The organism is Scytonema millei VB511283, from assembly GCF_000817735.3.
GTDB classification, from domain to species: Bacteria; Cyanobacteriota; Cyanobacteriia; order Cyanobacteriales; family Chroococcidiopsidaceae; genus Chroococcidiopsis; species Chroococcidiopsis millei_B.
On record NZ_JTJC03000017.1, the window covers coordinates 335,353 to 352,441 of the forward strand.

Here is a 17,089-nt window from a genome sequence, read left to right on the forward strand (position 1 = left end):
GGAACAAAGCCCCCCTTTTCAAGGGGGGTTGGGGGGATCTCCAAGATCTCTACTCTGACGCTACCGTAATGTATTAATTCGGCGATCGCGCTTTCAAATATTTTTTGCTCAATTTACTCATGAATCTTTGCAAATTTAACTGGGCGATCCTCATCGGTGTCAAATCTCGAATTGGATGAACGTAAGACGATCGCTGGTCAAAAAAGATATTAATATCTTGCAAAATTACTGGTAGACGTTTCAAAATATTCTCAGTCCGATATTCAGCCAAAATAGTCTCAGACAGAAAAGGTAATTGAGGACGTTCTATAACTTGGAGAATCCGCTGCACGTCAAATTCCCGTGCATATCCAGCAATTTTATAGCAGTTAAAACCAGGATCTAAGTAATCGGATAAACCACCATTTACACTGGAAAAAACTGGACAACCACATGCCATCGCTTCTAGAGGTTGTAGTCCAAAACCTTCAGTTACACCCTGTTGCGCCCAATATTCTGCTGAATCATATAGGTAAACTTTAGCCCGATTAAATAGTTCTGCTAAATCTTCAACATAAGAATTCACGACGACGACGCGACAGCTTTGTTCTAAAGCCGGAATTAATTCTTGGATGAGATATTGAGAGGATTTTCGTGCTTGAACTAAAACGTCTATATCGCGTTGGCGATTAAAATTTTGAAACTCATCGCTAATTTGGTTGGGCAAATAATAAATTAGTGAATGTGGCGATCGCTGTCCCCAATATCCCATCGTATGACGGCTGACGGTAATAATTGGAATATTGGCTGAAAGCCTAAATCCATAATTCGTACTATGGGCATGATAGATTGCATGATATTGTTTGAGCTGGTTAGCAAGTTTGGCGACATCAAATCCCCAACTCAGTACAAATATGACATCATCTGCATTCAAATCACTTTGCAATAGATCTTGTAAGAACAGCGTATCCTTTTCTCGCTGACGATATGTTACGGCTGCTGCATCACAAATCTGTTTTGCCAGATTTAGAGTTTTTAACTCTGCCCACAGCCCACCACAGGCAAACTTTCCACCCGTTCCCGGTACTAAGAAATACAGTTTTCTCATGCGATCGCCTCATATTCTGCCTGTAAGTTAGCTCATCCAAACCAAATTCAACCTCATTCATGCTCATCTGAGGCAAGCTATGTTTACATTTCTCAACTTAAAAGGGCTTTAAATAGCAGTCAAAAATCTTTTATCCTGAAGTAGTATAAGTGTTTACTTGTAGGTGCAAAATGCGCGAACCCGATAAAAACGAAATCAAAATCGAACCAGGTACTTTACTGTTAATTATCTCTGCTTTGTTGCTGATACCTTTACTGTTGGCTGGATTTTTCTTTCAATAGTACGCGCGATCTCATACTATCCGAGGATACATCAAGACTTTACTAACAAAGACTAAGTTGCGGCTTACTTCCCGCCCCGAGGCAGAGAAATTCCTTTGATTTTTTTATAAACTGATACGGCATAAGAATCAGTCATACCAGAAATATAATCCGTGACTTTCAAGATTTTCTTGTATAAATCCAAGCTTTCATCATCTGCTTTAAAATTAGGCAGTAGTTTTTTAATTAAATAGCTCTTAGAAAGTTGCTCTTGACTAATAGCAGTAATAAATTCTTCTAACAATCCTCCTAAAACTTCATAACCTGCTACTTTGACTTCAATCACTTCGCAAGATTCGTATACTTTTCTACGGGTAATATCTACAATTTCTTTAAGACTATTTGCCGAAGGAATGACTGATGTTAAAGGTGCGTCAAATTCTCCTGACAGAATGCCTGACTCGAAATCTAGAAAAACGTGTTTAGCTTCAAGAAGTAATTGGTGGATTGCTTTAGAACGCAAATATTTAATATTATCTAGTAAATCGCTGCCTAAATATTCTAAATTGTCTTCTTTGAGTAGAGTCATGAATAAGGTTTCTGCTTCTTCATAAGTGATATAACCCATGCGAAACCCATCTTCTAGATCGACAATGTGATAGCAAATATCGTCAGCCGCTTCGATCAAAAATACGAGTGGATGCCTACACCACCAAGCAGAGTTTACATCGCGACGAATCAAGCCAACTTCAGCGGCAATTTGTTCGACTAAATTTTTTTCTGCTTGAAAAAAACCGTGCTTAGCTGTACTTTTGCCTTGATATTGTTGAAAAGTCTCGCTAGAAATCAAAGATTCTCTAGGATATTTCATGAAAGTTCCCAACGTTGCATAGGTAAGTTGCATCCCAATGCGATCGGCTTGTTTCTCTTTTTGAGTAATAATTCTGAATCCTTGAGCATTACCTTCAAATTCGGTGAGATCGGCTTGTTGTTGTAAATTTAACTGTTGTAATACTGGCTGAGCGCGAGCCGATTTAAACCACTCTTGAATCGCATCTTCACCAGTATGTCCAAATGGAGGATTGCCGATATCGTGCGATAGGCAAGCAGCAGCAACAATATCACCAAAATCAGAGGCAATATAGTCACGTAAACTTTTACTATGTCTTTTAATAATTTCTTCTCCGACAATCGTGCCGAGGGAACGTCCCACACAAGATGCTTCTAAACTATGAATGAGGCGGTTACGAACATAATCGTTATTAAATAGAGGAAAGACTTGTGTTTTATCCTTCAATCTTCTAAAAGAAGAAGAGAAAACAATGCGATCGAAGTCTCTTTGAAATGATGTCCGATTTTGTGCTGGAATTTCCGCGTCGCTAGTTTCTACAAAAGTTTCTCCCAGCCGTTTACGAGATAGTAATTTAGACCATGCCATTAAGGTAGCCATTCTACACCCCTTATCAGTGGATAAATCTACAATAAGTCTTATTCTTCACTTATTGCTTGTACTACCTCAAATTCGCACTAGACTAGAGATCCTGCTCGAAATTCTCAACCTTCCACAATGCAGAGATTCAAACTGTCTCAGTCAAATCGTTGGGCGATCGCCTGTTTAATTAGTATTTCGACTCTGTTTCTCATCTGGCTTGTCTCACCAATACCATCACTGCTAGCAAAACCGCAAGCACAGGTATTCGATCGCGTTTGGCAAACGGTTAATGAAAACTTTTTCGATTCTAAATTTAATGGCGTAGATTGGAAAGCGATGCGAGAGCAATATAAGTCTCAAGCAGTTCGAGCGAAATCGACACCAGAATTTGCTACCGTTGTCAATCAAATGCTATCCGAGTTGCGGACATCTCACACGCGCTATTACACCGCAGATGAACCAGCTTATTATCAAATTTTAGGTATTTTTGCTAAACGCAATCCTGACTTGCAGAAACAGTTAAAAAAATTCTTGCCCCAAGGTAAGATTGAATATCCTGGAATTGGTATTTTTACCAAAGAGATTCAAGGCAAAACTTTTATTAGCGGCATTTTAGCAGGAAGTCCGGCAGCGAAAGCCAAATTGAAAGTCGGCGATCGCATTATTAGCGTCAATGGCAAACCTTTCCAACCGATTCAATCTTTTGCCAAGATTGATAAACCAGTCGCGATCGCAATTCAACGGCGTGCTGATACTCAAAATCAGGAAGAAATAAAGGTTACGCCGCAGATATATGATGCTACGACGATGTTTCTCAAAGCACAGCAAGCCAGTACCCAAATTATTCAAAAAGAAGGTAAAAAAATTGGTTACGTACATATTTGGTCGTATGCAGGTGACGAATACCAGCAACAACTTGAAGAAGATTTAATGTACGGTCGCCTCAAAGATGCAGATGGGTTAGTTTTAGACTTGCGGGATGGATGGGGTGGCGCATCGCCCAATTATCTTAATATATATACTGCCAATGGTCCCAGCGTTACCATGACAGGACGCGATCGCCAACCATCTACAGCAAACTATCAATGGAAAAAACCAGTCGTGATGGTCGTCAATGAAAGTAGTAGAAGCGGTAAAGAAATTCTGGCGTTTGGCTTTCAGCGTTATAAAATTGGCTCTGTGGTTGGTTCCCCTACAGCAGGCGCAGTAGTAGGTGGTCGTCCCTTTATCATGCCAGATGGCAGCGTTCTTTATTTAGCCGTTGCTGACGTGATAATTGATGGTAAATATCGACTAGAAGGCAAGCCAATTACTCCAGATATTACCGTTCCCTTTACTTTAGAATATGCCCAAGGCGCAGACCCGCAAAAAGAACGAGCGATCGAAACAGTGACTAGTGACCAGTTATCAGTGACCAGTGACCAGTGACCAGTTAACCAACAACTGTCAACTGTCAACCGTCAACCAACAACCAATGACAAATGACCAATTAGAACGATTAGAATCGCTCAAGGCTGGAACCATAGCGGCTGCAACTTTAGCTTTGGCGTTCGTCGTTACTACCTTTGTAAATAACTTCTTGCTTACCCCTAGCCTTTTCAGTTTCTCCAGCTTGTTTACAGGGGCGATCGCAGTCGTTTGTGGCTTTCTATTTGGCGTGACGTACCGCTATACAATTCGGGAGGATAGCAATATTCAGTTAAAAGCAGGAGCTGTTATGGCTTTTGGGTGCGTGCGCGGTTTAACTCAAATCGAAATGGCGCTGCAATCCTCCCAGACAGTCTTACCCGCGATCGCTACTGCTGGAGAAAGTATAGTCTGGTTTACCCTAGCCGCGATCGCCCTATCGTTGTCTATTCGCCTTGGCTGGGTGAAAACATTCAGTTCAAACTAAACTCCTCAAATTGAGTTGGAGTGTAAAGCATTTCCCGATCCACGGCGGAAAGAATTTGATTATTCGCTTTTTCCGAATTCAAACAACGACAAATCAGTTGAGCTACATCAGCGCGATGAATCGTCCCAGCAATACGCGGATCTGCCGTTAGCAAGCCGTTACCCGTTGCTGGTTCCGATTTCAATCCCCCAGGACGAATGACTGTATAAGTCAAACCACTTGCCGCAAGATAGTTTTCTGCTTGTTCCTTCTCGATTAAAACATCCTTCAAAGTCGCTAAAGCCTGCGGAGGAATGGCTGATACACTATTGCCGCTCCCGATAGAAGATACCAAAATAAACTTTTGTGCGCCTGCTTTCACCGCTGCATCAATTAGGTTTTTATTACCTAAATAGTCGGCTCTGACTCCATCTTTTGGTAAACCGCCAATCGTGCTAATAACTGTAGAGATAGAATCTCCCAGCATTGCCCGTTCTAAGTCTTCAACATTCAACGCATCGCCAAAAACTACCGCAATTCCCATCGCTTCTAATTCCGCTTGCGCCGCCGCTGTCCGCAACAATGCTTTTACCTGTAAACCCAGCTGTACCAGGCATTTAGCAATTTCTCGCCCCACACCGCGACTCGCACCAGCCAGAAAAATGTAAGAACTATCCGTCATGTTTCTAATTCTCAATCCAGTATGCAAGCTACACAAATCATTGTGGACGATCGATTACACATTTTGACGTATGATGTCTCAAATCTCTCCCGGCAAAATCTTTGACTTATATGAGTCAGATCGGTTGCCCAGTTGCAACACAGTCGGAGTTCTAGAACTGGCTAGTAATAGCGATGTAGAAATTGATTGAATCGTCTAATGTGGTAGTTAGGTTGAGTTGTACAATTTTGACTTTTGACTTTTAACTTTTGACTTGCTAAGCAGTAGGGGAAAGTATGCAGGGGGTTTAAAAGCATTGCCATCTCGTTCTAGCTTTCTGCGTCACTTCTTCCAACTGGCGATCGTCAACATTCTCTCAAACCTCATGGTTCCCTTAGCTGGGTTAGTGGATGTCGCGTTTTTGGGACATTTACAGGAAATTCGTTACCTAGCAGGAGTCGCTTTAGCAACTGTCCTATTTAATTACATCTACTGGACATTTGGCTTTTTACGGATGGGGACAACGGGGATGATAGCTCAAGCGATTGGGCGGGAAGACAGAGAAGGAGTCATACTGATAGGTTTACGCAACGGCTTAATAGCACTCTCGTTGGGACTATTCATTTTAGTTTTGCAACAGCCTTTGAGACTGCTAGGTTTTAGCCTACTGAGCGCGACACCAGAAGTCAAAGCATCCGGTCAAGCATATTACGATGCTCTCATTTGGGGCGCACCAGCAACCTTGCTCAACTTTGTACTCATTGGTTGGTTCTTGGGGCGATCGCACAGTGGTAAGGTATTTTTGCTCTCGGCTGTCGGTAATCTATCCAATGTGGTGCTAAACTACGTGTTTATCGTGCGCTGGGGATGGCAAAGTACGGGAGCAGGACTAGGAACGGCGATCGCTCAGTACCTCATGTTGCTGGTAGGGCTAATCTTGGTCAACCGAGAAATCCCACTTGTAAAAATACATCAGCATCCAGCAAAAGCATCATTCATCAGACAAATTCTCAATCCCAGCGATCTACGGGCAGCTTTCGCGCTGAATGGCGAAATTCTAGTCCGCACCTTTGCTTTAGTTTCCACATTTGCCGTATTTACCAACCTCAGTTCGACCTTGGGAACGGAGATTTTATCTACTAACACAGTGTTGTTGCAAGTGGTGACGCTGACAGCATACTTTGTTGATGGACTTGCCTTCGCCACTGAAACCCTAGCCGGAGTTTTTCTAGGCAGAGGAGCGATCGCTCAATTAACTCAACTCATCTGGGTATCTGGCTCGGCGAGTTTGAGCGTAGGGATACTGTTTGCGATCGCCTTCATTCTCATTCCCATGCCCTTATTCGGGCTATTGACTAACCATACTGCAATTTTGGGACGAATTAGCAGTTATGTAGGCTGGTTACTACCAATTTTGGGATTTGGGGCGATCGCCTATATGCTAGATGGTTACTTTCTCGGCTTAACCGCAGGTCGGATTTTGAGAATTTCGGTTCTTGCGGCTGCTATGCTGGGATTTGCACCAATGGCTGTAGCCGCGTGGTATTTCCGTAACAGCCATCTACTCTGGTTGTCTCTAGCTTTGTTTATGGTTGTGAGGGCTGTGAGTTTGGCGATATTTGTACCGAGAACGCTCAAGCTAAGGGAGTAGGGAGTAGGGAGTAGGGAGTAGGGGAGAAGAGAGTTGGGGAAGCTGGGGGAGTTGGGGGAGCTGAGGGAGAAAAATTAATCCTGTACGGGCGTACATCTGTGCGCCCGTAACTGACTTCCGACTTCTGATATCGCTTCAACAAATGCAGCTTGTGAAATTCTTGCGCCTGATTGCAAATATTCCATCGCTGTTAGCGCCGCCCAATGTGCGTCCCAATCGGAACCAGCACAGCAATCCTCAATAACGTGGAAGTGATAATCGTGTTGGTGAGCGTCCGCTGCCGTGTAATGCACGCAAACGTTCGTCATTATACCAATCAATACTAAAGTATCTACTTTCAACCCCCGCAGCAGAATCTCTAGATCCGTGCCAAAAAAACAACTATAGCGACGTTTGCTAACTGTAAATTCCCCGTCAATTGGAGCTAATTCCCAATAATAATCAGTACTAGCCCAAGTTTCCAAACAGTGAATTGGTTCTGCACCATCTAACTCCCGTCCAAAATCCACCATTTCTTTACGATGGACTTCTTTACAATGAATAATTGGTAATTTTGCTTGACGCGCTGCTGCTAAAACTCGCTTTGCCTTGGGCAACAATTCAGCAATACCAACATAGGAAAGTGTGCAATCTCCTGTAAACGCCCCAGCTTGCAGATCGACACAAATTAAGGCAGTTTTATTCGGATTTAAGTTCAGGTTTGTAATTAATTTGTCATTGGTCATTGGTCATTGGTTGATGGTAAACGCTCCGCTACACTACGTGAAGACGGTTGAGGGTAAACGCTAAACGCTGCGCTACACTACCCCTTCGGGGAAGCAAGCTACGTGAAGACGGTTGACGGTTAACTGATAACTGATAACTGATAACTGATAACTGATAACTGATTCTACCGTGTTTGATCTGCCCAAGGGGTAAGCCGTAGGGAGAGCCACTTCAAACTGTAGTCAATTAGTAAACCGATCGCGCCAATTAAAGCAATACAAAATAATACTTTCTCTGTTTGCAGAAATCGTTGAGCTTGAATAATTTTGAAGCCTAACCCGCTTTGAGCTGCTACCAGTTCGGCAATGACTAAAAAGTTCCAAGCTCCAGAAATATTGACTCGTAGAGTGTCTAAAACACTAGGAAATGTTGCTGGTACAATGACTTTGAACAAGACATCGCGACGATTTGCCCCTAAAGTATAAGCAACATTAATCATCTCGTTGGGAATGAATTTGACTGCATCTGCTACCATGATGGCGTTGTACAGTACGACACCCAAGAAGACAATTAGCACCTTGGCTTCTTCACCTAAACCAACCCAAATCACGATCAGCGGTACAAATGCGGTGACAGGCATATATCTCACTGTACCGACAATGGGAGCAAATAGGCTTTCCATGCTGTAGAAAGTTCCCATTGCAATTCCCATTGGTACTCCAATAATTGCGGCAAACAGAAAACCGCCGAGAACCCGACCGCAGCTCACGAGGACATCCATAATGAGATTGTCCTGAGTCAGCATATTTATACCAGCTTGGAGAACCGCCGTTGGCGTGGGGAGAAACATTGGCGCAACCCAACCCGCGTAACTCGCGATCGCCCATAATATTAACGGTACTGCGAGAGATGTAGCGGCGATCGCCATTGCCAGCCAACGGGGGAAACCTTGGCGGATGCTCCAAAATACGGAAGGTTCGAGATAGCGGTTTTGACGAGGCGAAGCTAGATCTGAATTACTGAAACTAGATTGAGCCACCAGTGGTATTACCTCCATCTATTAGCAAATACTTTACAAACATTTGGCAACTGGAGCAGATATCGCCTGCATAATTAACTTTTGAAAGTGGGTTCCAACTTCCCGGGTTGGCGAGAGTCGTCCCTATCGTCTCAGTCTTCTGCTACTAAAAAGTATAGTGTAAAGAAAAGCAAGGTTTGGGCAGTTTATTTCAATACTATTACAGTTGCTCAACTCATGTTTTTGTATTAATTTATACTTAAAATAAGTATTAAAATTGGCAAAATTTTGTGTAAGCTGATTTACCTCTATTTAGGTAATGCTTTATATCCGATCGACAACGATCGGCGCGATCGCTCCTTTGTTTTTTTCTCTTGCAACTGCGATCGCGCCGATAAAAATCGTTGAGTAGCGATCGCGTTTTAAAGCTATATTGAGAAGTCGGAAGCCGTAATTTCTCAGTTAGAACCTCTTGCTTTTGACACATAACTCTTAACTCCCAAAAATCTGTATCTCAATTAACAATTTCAGTAGATAGCTTGAGATTAACTGAATTAGAGCAGCTTGACAAAAGTATATAGCGAGCCTAAATGATTTGTGAATTTGGGATATTGCTTGTTAACGGTTGACTGTTAACGGTTAACAGTTAACTGTCAACCGTTAACAGTCAACCACCACAACGATCGGTTCATGACTCAAATAGAATCGCTATAGATCGCAGTAATTTTTTAGATTAGGAATGCGTAGCTTATGCTTGATACCCGCTTCAACGGTCAATTGCGGGAACAATCAACCCAATCGGGACGAGCCGATCTAAATCAACCTAAATTGGAAGTACGAGGAATCTGCAAATCTTATTCCAATCGCGGCAAGGAATTGGTAGTACTAGAAAAGATTAACTTCCAACTTGACCCTAGAGAATTTGTTTGTTTGGTTGGTGTATCTGGGTGTGGTAAATCTACTCTACTAAATATTGTGGCTGGACTCACAGCTCCTTCCGCAGGTCAAGTATTAGTTGACGGTCAGGCTGTGACTGGTCGTCCCGGCTCCGATCGCGGTATGGTGTTTCAAGGCTACACGCTTTATCCTTGGCTGACAGTCTCGCAGAATATTGCATTTGGTTTGCAGTTGCGTAAAATGTCTAAAGCAGAGCAGCGAGAGCGGGTAGCATACTACTTAAACGTAGTTGGTTTAACCCAGTTTGCTAAAGCTTACCCAAAACAATTATCAGGTGGAATGAAACAACGAGTCGCGATCGCTCGTGCTTTAGCCAACGAACCAGAAGTGCTGTTGATGGATGAACCCTTTGGTGCTTTAGACGCTCAAACGAAAGAACAAATGCAGCAATTCTTGTTAGAACTTTGGGAGCAAACTCACACAACTGTATTGATGATTACTCATGATGTTGAAGAAGCAATCTTCCTTTCTCAGCGCATTTATGTCATGAGCAGTCATCCCGGTCGGCTACAACTAGAAATACCTGTTAATTTGCCAGCCAATCGCCATTTAGAAATTAAACTCTCATCGGAATTTGTCGAGATCAAGCGCCAAATTCTGCACGCTTTGCGTGGTGAGGTTAATTAATCGGGACTCCTGTACGGGTGGGTTTCTAAACCCGCCCCTATCGACTATCAGAAATTAGAGTGTAAGTAATGGTTAAATTTCCTGCAAGACGTTTGATTGTGCTAGTTTTGGTATCTTTGTTATGGGCTGTTGCTTGTTCTCCTCAAAATTCAACCACTTCATCTTCTTCCCCCTCATCTCCTGCGCCTCAACCTCAAGTATTGATTTCCGGTATTAATCCTTGGCCCGGATATTCAGGTCACTATGTTGCACTGCAAAAAGACTTTTTTAGTCAAGCAGGAATCAAAGTTCAAGAAACTTTCTTTCAGAGTGCAACAGAAGGTATTACTGCATTCCTAGCTGGAAAAGTTGACGTAGGCTGGGTAACATCAGGAGATGCAGTACAAATGATTAGTAAAGATCCATCAATTCGGATGTTCTATGTTGTCGATTATTCAGATGGATCGGATGGTATTTTAGGGCATAACCTCAATAGCCCTAAAGATATGAAAGGGAAAACCGTTGCTAGAGAAAATATATTATTTGAAAATGTTTTATTACGCAGCTACTTAGAAAAAGGCGGATTGACCGAACAAGATGTAACTACAAAAGATTTAACTGCCGCAGATGCAGCAGCGGCATTTGCTGCCAAACGTGTTGATGCTGCCGTATCTTACGAACCCTGGTTAACTAAAGCAGCCAAGGAAAGTGGAGGAAAAATTATTTTTACTACCAAAGGTACGAATTTAATTGCTGATGTATTAGTCGTAAGACAAAAACTGATTGAAAGCCGCAGGGCAGATCTTCAGGCTTACTTGCGGGCAATTGATAAAGGTGTTAAGTTAGTCAATTCTGGCGATGAAGAAGCAATCAAAATTGCAGCCCAAAAGTTAGGAGTCACGCCAGAGGAAGCAAAACAACAAATTGCAGGAGTTAGGATTTTCGATCTAGATGGCAATAAGTCAATTGCATTTAACTTAAATCATCCCAACAACGCAATGGAAAATTTCGAGCTGACGGCAAAAGCTGCTTATGACTTTAAAATAGTTCCTAAACCGCTTGAGCTGAAATCTTTGTACGATGATTCTATAGTCAAGTCTACCTAAAGGTTGTCATTGTGACGGACTCCAAAGCTGTTTGTCAAACCTGGTTCTCCACACAAAAAATTAGTGACAACCTCTACCTAATTAGCGAACCGCATTACTATTGGTGGAATCGGGCAAATCTTTGGTTAATTAAAGGTCGCGATCGCGATCTTTTGATCGATACTGGGCTAGGGGTTGCGAGTTTGCGGCAATACATTGCTAGTTTAATTGATAAACCATTGTTGGCGATCGCCTCTCACATTCACTTCGATCATGCAGGTGGGATGCATGAATTTGACCACCGCGCCATTCATGCAGCCGAAGCTGAAGCATTACGCAAGGGAGACGACTATGAGGCGTTGTGTACGCCAACACAAGGCTGGGTGTTAGAAGAACATTTCGACTTGCTGCCTTACCCTGGATTTACAGTCGAAACATATACTTTAAATGCCACAGAACCTACACAAATTTTACAAGAAGGAGACGTATTAGATTTAGGCGATCGCGCCTTCGAGGTGCTGCATTTGCCTGGACATTCTCCCGGCTGTATTGCTTTATATGAACCTAGAGCGCAAGATTTGTTTTCAGGAGATGTGATTTATGATGGCGAGTTGTTAGACGAACTTCATTGCAGTGATATCCCTACTTATATCGCTACCTACGAACGATTAGAAAAACTCCCAATAGAAACAGTTTATCCCGGTCACTACACGATTTTTGGGAAAGCAAGATATCAGCAAATTATCGCCGAGTATTTAGCAGCAAGGCGCAAACCAGGATGTCCTTCGGAAACTCAAGTGTAGGGCATTGCCCAATCCGGTTCTGTTAAAAGTATTAGATCCTCGAAGATCCCCCCTAGCCCACGGACACTTTAACGCGAGTTGCTACAACGGGGGATACCCCCGCAACGCACTCGCTCCTCAAGTCGGGAAACCCGCCCACGTAAGTGTCCTCCCCTTAAAAAGGGGGGAATATTGCCCCCCGAAGATCGGGGGTTGGGTGGATCGAGTCTTATCTGCGCTACACTTCGCGAACGCTAAACGCGCCATCACTGGGACTAGTAGCAAGCTTCAACCAGTCTATCGGCTCCCGCGAGAATAAAAAAGATACTCCAACTGCCCCGACAAAGTTATCTAAATTCAGTCCCGTTTCGGTATCCACAACCGTTCCTTGACCGTGGAATAAGCGATGAATCCGAAAGCGATGGTAGTTAGCGATGAGTTGAGGTAGCGTCACGTACTGGCGATAATTGCTGGGATACAATTCGGCATCTAATTTAGGCAAAAGATACCAAGGACAACGGATAACTCGATGATGGGCGTTGTGATAGCCAAAGTTTAGCAGCAAGACATTCAACCAAGACCAACGCAGAGAAATGAGGTTAGAGAAAGTATTCGCTTCCTCATGTTCCAAATTGTATTGCGGGAAAGATTGACCTAGCTGAAAGACTGTGTATGTGTGTTGAAAGCAGTCGATAAATCTGAGGATATTGATAAAGCAGATATAGGCGAAAAAGTAAAGAACAATGGCAGGGGGAGAATAGATTGCTAAAGCTGTAAATAAACTTCCTCGTAGTAATAATAGCAAGCCGTTACGCACTCGTTCATCTCGGCGCTGTTGTCCTAAAAATGGAGAAAGGGCATTGAACCAACGCAACAAAAAGTTAACGGCAGGAAAATAGAGCCATTCCAGTGCCACAATTAGGCGTACTATCGGCTTTGGTGCAGTTTGTAGGAAATCTGGTAGGGAAAAGGCAGAGAAGTCAGCCCTGTTTTTATGATGGGCTAAATGGTTGCTAGCAACATCGCGATAACGACTGTAGCAAGAACCTGTCAGAAACAACATTACCTGCGCAAATGCGACATTCCAGCGCGGATTACGAAAAATGTTGCCATGAATAAATTCATGGACGAAGTATGCTGCCCAAATTAGTGTATGGGTTAATAACACCGTACCCAAGAGGTTTAACCACCACGAATGCTGCACGATGCAGAAGATGGCAAAGCTATATCCTCCTAAGACATAGACTAGCGCCGCGCCGTTAATCCAGTAGTTGCGATCGTTGATATAGAAACTTGCATCTGGGGTAGCTGCCGTAGTCATATCACTAAATGGATTTCCGAATCTAACCTCGGATTCAGCATACGGGTGTCCATGCATGAAATATGTTGTGAAAAATACAGTTAGTTGGAAAAAGAGAACAGTAGGAAGCGATCGCTATCTCGCTAGCGTTCCTTTGGCTCCAAACTCATCCAAGTTGTGTAAATGCTTGCTAACTGTCTCCACAAAACGCGACGATCGCGACAAGTCGCCAAAAATCTCAGCTAGACTCAGCAACGGTCTAGGATCGGAGCCACTAGAACGGGCGCGTTGTGTCAAAATATCTGCCATTGGGTCATCAATCTCAATTGGATTGCCGCGATCGTCCTGTCCCTTGAGGTAACGGAACCAAGCAGCAATTGTCAGACTCAGATAATCGATCGCCCCATCCTGCCTGAGTGCGTCACGCAACGAACCGAGGATAAATTTTGGCATCTTAGCAGCACTATTGAGGCATAGGCGCGGCAATCGATCTTGGATCTTTGGATTGGCAAATCGTTGAATTAACGTTTGTTTGTAATCGTCTAAATCGATTCCTGGTAAGGGTTGCAGCGTTGGCGTAACTTCTGCCATCAAGCGATCGACAGCTTGCCGGATTGCCGGATCTGCCATGACCTCATGTACGTAGGTATAGCCTGCTAGAGTGCCGAGATAGCCAATTAGCAGGTGGCTGGCGTTGAGTAACCGAATCTTCATCATCTCATAGGGATGAACGTCATCGGTCATTTGTACGCCCACAGATTCTAGATCGGGTCTACCCGCACAAAAGTTATCCTCAACAACCCACTGAAGAAATGGTTCTGCTACCACTGGAAAGGCATCATCAATCTGAAATTGCTCCGCCACCATTTTGAGATCGGCTGCTGTCGTTGCGGGAGTAATGCGATCGACCATGCAGTTAGGAAAGGTGACGCGATCGCTCATCCATTTTCCTAACTCGGGATTTTGCATTTGAGCAAAGGCAGTTAACATTTTACGGGCGATGTTACCGTTGCCTTGTAAGTTGTCGCAGGATAGTACCGTAAATGGTTGTAATCCTTGTTGACGGCGCTTATCGAGTGCTGCTGTCAAAAAGCCGTAGACTCCGATTGGCTCATGCGGATGTTGCAAATCGTGCTGAATTGTCGGATGGTTGGCATCAAATTCGCCGCTACCCTCGATGTAGTAGTAGCCTGCTTCCGTAATCGTTAGCGTCACAATTCGACAGTGAGGATCTGCCAGTACGTCAATAACGCAGGCGCGATTATCTGGGGCAAAGAGATATCGCGTAATCGAGCCAATAACCCGCGCTGAATCCCCTTCGGTTGAGCGTTCCACCAAAGTATACAAACAATCTTGGGAATGCAGAGCATCGCGCATTCGGCGATCGAATTCCAGCAGTCCCACTCCACAGATCCCCCATTCGCGATCGCGAGATTGCTGTAAATAGTTGTCAAGATACAACGCCTGATGCGCTCGATGGAATCCACCTACGCCAATATGGACAATGCCATTAATTATTTGGTGGCGATCGTAATTGGGAACGCGGATGTTGTTTGGTAAACGAGATAAAGAAGCTTCATTCAGCTTAATTGTTGAGCCTGTGCTGATATTGCTGTTCATGGAATTCATTAGAAGTTAGATGGTGGCGACGGACTTTAGGAATGGCTTCACCTTGCTGGTTAAATAAATGACAGAGATCGCCGTTAATCTGGAGCGGTGCGAGATCGTGCATCCGGCTGGGATTATCTCCGTCTGTTTGGACAATTAAGGTGTCGCCACCCGCAATCTTGACGTAGAGAAAAGTTTCTCCACCCAATCGTTCTACAACAAGCACTTCACCGTTGAGCGTAGCGTTATGGCGATCGAGTCGCAAATGTTCGGGACGAATTCCCAACGTGGCGCGATCGCCCACTGACAATCCAGGTTGGACGGGAATTGTGACTGTTGCGTCACCAGGTAGTGCAACTGTTGTCCCAGAATTATTTACAGCCGTCACCGTCACTGAAAGAAAATTCATTTTGGGCGAACCGATAAACCCAGCCACAAATAAATTGCGGGGATGGTGGTACAGTTCCAACGGCGATCCGACTTGCTCGACAATGCCACCCTGCAACACTACAATTTTGTCAGCTAGTGTCATCGCCTCCACTTGATCGTGCGTCACGTAAATCATCGTGGCTTGCAAAGTATCATGTAGGCTGGCAAGTTCGATCCGCATCTGTACGCGCAAGGCTGCATCCAAGTTTGACAGCGGCTCGTCAAACAAAAAGACTTTAGGTTTGCGCACCAAAGCCCGACCGATCGCTACCCGTTGGCGTTGTCCTCCCGATAGTTCTCTGGGTTTCCGATTTAATAGCGGTTCTAATTGCAGGATACGGGCAACTTCTTTCGCCCTTTCAAGTCGCTGAGCCTTGGGAACACCCGCAAGACGAAGGCTAAACGCCATATTCTCCGCTACCGTCATGTGGGGATACAAGGCATAGGTTTGAAACACCATTGCCAACCCGCGTTTATCTGGTGGCACGTCATTCACTCTTACGCCATCAATGAGTAAATCGCCAGAGGTAATTTCTTCCAGTCCCGCGATCGCCCGCAACAAAGTTGATTTGCCACAACCGGAGGGACCGACAAAGACAACAAATTCGCGATCGCCTATATCAAGATCGATGCCTTTGATAACCTCAGTATCGGCATACCGTTTATAAATGTTTCTTAAAGTGAGTGTTGACATAATTTTTTTTGGTAGTTGGTAGTTGGTAGTTGGTAGTTGGTAGTTGGTAGTTGGTAGTTGGTAGTTGGTAGTTGGTAGTTGCGTGGTGCGCGAGCGATTAATTCCGAATTCCGAATTCTTATTTCACTGCTCCAAAGGTCAGACCGCGTACTAGTTGTCGCTGACTTAGCCAACCAAAGATCAGGATGGGGGCGATCGCCAGTGTTGATGCGGCGGAGAGTTTTGCCCAGAATAGCCCTTGCGGACTGGAAAAGGAGGCAATAAATGCGGTGAGTGGGGCTGCGTCGGCTGTTGTCAGGTTTAAGCTCCAGAAGGCTTCGTTCCACGACAAAATGATTGAGAGCAGTGCGGTGGAGGCAATTCCAGGTAATGCTAGGGGTAGCAAGACGTGAAGTAATTCTTGGCGAGTGTTTGCTCCATCCATGCGATCGGCTTCGAGAATGTCTTTGGGGACTTCTTTGAAGAAGCTGTAGATCATCCAGACGACGATCGGTAAGTTAATCAGGGTATAAATGATAATCAAACCGATGCGGGTATCTAACAATCCCAAGTTGCGACACAAAATGTAGATCGGGACTAATACGCCTACGGGTGGCAGCATTTTAGTAGACAGCATCCACAGTAAGGTTCCTTTGGTGCGCTTGGTGGGGAAGAATGCCATTGCATATGCGGCGGGAATGGCAAGCAGCAGCGCCAGGATTGTCGATCCGAGCGAAACTGCTATGCTGTTAAACGCATAGTTGAAATAATCTGCCCGATCTTGGATGGCAACGTAGTTTTCTAATGTTGGTTGGAAAAATAATTGAGGCGGAGTTGAAACTGCTGCCACTTCGGTTTTGAAACTGGTAATAAACATCCAGAAAATCGGGAAAAACAAGATGGCAGCGGCTAGCCATCCTAGCAATGTCCACAGCCAGAGACGAGAATTTTTACGTGCCATT

Annotated in this window: 15 protein-coding genes; 6 read left to right on the forward strand and 9 right to left on the reverse strand. The window is 44.2% G+C overall.

Features of this window, described 5'->3' with window-relative positions:
* Positions 1 to 73 precede the first annotated feature (73 nt).
* Positions 74 to 1,087, reverse strand: a complete 1,014-nt coding sequence (locus QH73_RS27085; protein ID WP_039713651.1) for a glycosyltransferase — start codon at positions 1,085 to 1,087, stop codon at positions 74 to 76.
* 345 nt (positions 1,088 to 1,432) lie between these two features.
* Positions 1,433 to 2,797 (reverse strand): deoxyguanosinetriphosphate triphosphohydrolase, encoded by a 1,365-nt coding sequence (locus QH73_RS27090; protein WP_132867292.1) that lies wholly within the window; start codon positions 2,795 to 2,797, stop codon positions 1,433 to 1,435.
* A 117-nt stretch (positions 2,798 to 2,914) separates the two neighbouring features.
* Between QH73_RS27090 and QH73_RS27095 the strand changes: the two genes are divergently transcribed.
* Together QH73_RS27095 and QH73_RS27100 are read left to right on the forward strand one after the other, a co-directional pair.
* The gene (locus tag QH73_RS27095; protein ID WP_039713650.1) at positions 2,915 to 4,207 is read left to right on the forward strand and encodes a S41 family peptidase; all 1,293 of its coding nucleotides are present in this window, start codon (positions 2,915 to 2,917) and stop codon (positions 4,205 to 4,207) included.
* Positions 4,197 to 4,673, forward strand: a complete 477-nt coding sequence (locus QH73_RS27100; RefSeq protein WP_309476539.1) for a hypothetical protein — start codon at positions 4,197 to 4,199, stop codon at positions 4,671 to 4,673. Before QH73_RS27095 ends, QH73_RS27100 begins: the two co-directional genes overlap by 11 nt.
* Here the strand turns inward: QH73_RS27100 and QH73_RS27105 are convergent.
* Positions 4,660 to 5,334, reverse strand: a complete 675-nt coding sequence (locus tag QH73_RS27105) for an SDR family oxidoreductase (protein ID WP_039713648.1) — start codon at positions 5,332 to 5,334, stop codon at positions 4,660 to 4,662. The two genes, QH73_RS27100 and QH73_RS27105, sit on opposite strands and share 14 nt — an antisense overlap.
* A 253-nt stretch (positions 5,335 to 5,587) precedes the next feature.
* Between QH73_RS27105 and gntT the strand changes: the two genes are divergently transcribed.
* Positions 5,588 to 6,964 carry a guanitoxin biosynthesis MATE family efflux transporter GntT gene (gene gntT / locus QH73_RS27110; RefSeq protein ID WP_236147193.1) on the forward strand — a complete coding sequence of 459 codons (1,377 nt, stop codon included), beginning with the start codon at positions 5,588 to 5,590 and terminating at the stop codon, positions 6,962 to 6,964.
* 74 nt (positions 6,965 to 7,038) lie between these two features.
* Here gntT and QH73_RS27115 read toward each other — a convergent pair whose 3' ends face one another.
* Positions 7,039 to 7,689 carry a cysteine hydrolase family protein gene (locus QH73_RS27115; RefSeq protein ID WP_039713646.1) on the reverse strand — a complete coding sequence of 217 codons (651 nt, stop codon included), beginning with the start codon at positions 7,687 to 7,689 and terminating at the stop codon, positions 7,039 to 7,041.
* Between the two features lie 164 nt (positions 7,690 to 7,853).
* Complete coding sequence (locus QH73_RS29280) at positions 7,854 to 8,708, reverse strand: ABC transporter permease (RefSeq protein ID WP_039714535.1); 855 nt, start codon at positions 8,706 to 8,708, stop codon at positions 7,854 to 7,856.
* A gap of 729 nt (positions 8,709 to 9,437) precedes the next feature.
* Between QH73_RS29280 and QH73_RS27125 the strand changes: the two genes are divergently transcribed.
* From QH73_RS27125 to QH73_RS27135, 3 genes are all read left to right on the forward strand, one after another.
* Positions 9,438 to 10,271, forward strand: coding sequence for an ABC transporter ATP-binding protein (locus QH73_RS27125; protein ID WP_039713645.1), 834 nt, complete (start codon positions 9,438 to 9,440; stop codon positions 10,269 to 10,271).
* Positions 10,272 to 10,339: 68 nt separating this feature from the next.
* Positions 10,340 to 11,356, forward strand: a complete 1,017-nt coding sequence (locus tag QH73_RS27130; RefSeq protein ID WP_039713644.1) for an ABC transporter substrate-binding protein — start codon at positions 10,340 to 10,342, stop codon at positions 11,354 to 11,356.
* An 11-nt stretch (positions 11,357 to 11,367) separates the two neighbouring features.
* Positions 11,368 to 12,138 (forward strand): MBL fold metallo-hydrolase, encoded by a 771-nt coding sequence (locus tag QH73_RS27135; RefSeq protein WP_039713643.1) that lies wholly within the window; start codon positions 11,368 to 11,370, stop codon positions 12,136 to 12,138.
* Positions 12,139 to 12,355: 217 nt separating this feature from the next.
* On the opposite strand, the gene QH73_RS27140 is transcribed toward QH73_RS27135, so the two are convergent.
* The 4 genes from QH73_RS27140 to QH73_RS27155 all read right to left on the reverse strand — a co-directional run bounded on the left by QH73_RS27140 (position 12,356) and on the right by QH73_RS27155 (position 17,088).
* Positions 12,356 to 13,438, reverse strand: coding sequence for a fatty acid desaturase family protein (locus QH73_RS27140; RefSeq protein ID WP_201278362.1), 1,083 nt, complete (start codon positions 13,436 to 13,438; stop codon positions 12,356 to 12,358).
* A 114-nt stretch (positions 13,439 to 13,552) separates the two neighbouring features.
* Complete coding sequence (locus QH73_RS27145; RefSeq protein WP_201278363.1) at positions 13,553 to 15,046, reverse strand: mannitol dehydrogenase family protein; 1,494 nt, start codon at positions 15,044 to 15,046, stop codon at positions 13,553 to 13,555.
* Positions 15,003 to 16,148, reverse strand: coding sequence for an ABC transporter ATP-binding protein (locus QH73_RS27150; RefSeq protein WP_039713640.1), 1,146 nt, complete (start codon positions 16,146 to 16,148; stop codon positions 15,003 to 15,005). The genes QH73_RS27145 and QH73_RS27150 overlap by 44 nt, the downstream gene beginning before the upstream one ends.
* Positions 16,149 to 16,266: 118 nt before the next feature.
* On the reverse strand, positions 16,267 to 17,088 hold the full coding sequence (locus QH73_RS27155) for a carbohydrate ABC transporter permease (protein WP_039713639.1): 822 nt from the start codon (positions 17,086 to 17,088) through the stop codon (positions 16,267 to 16,269).
* Position 17,089: the final 1 nt, after the last annotated feature.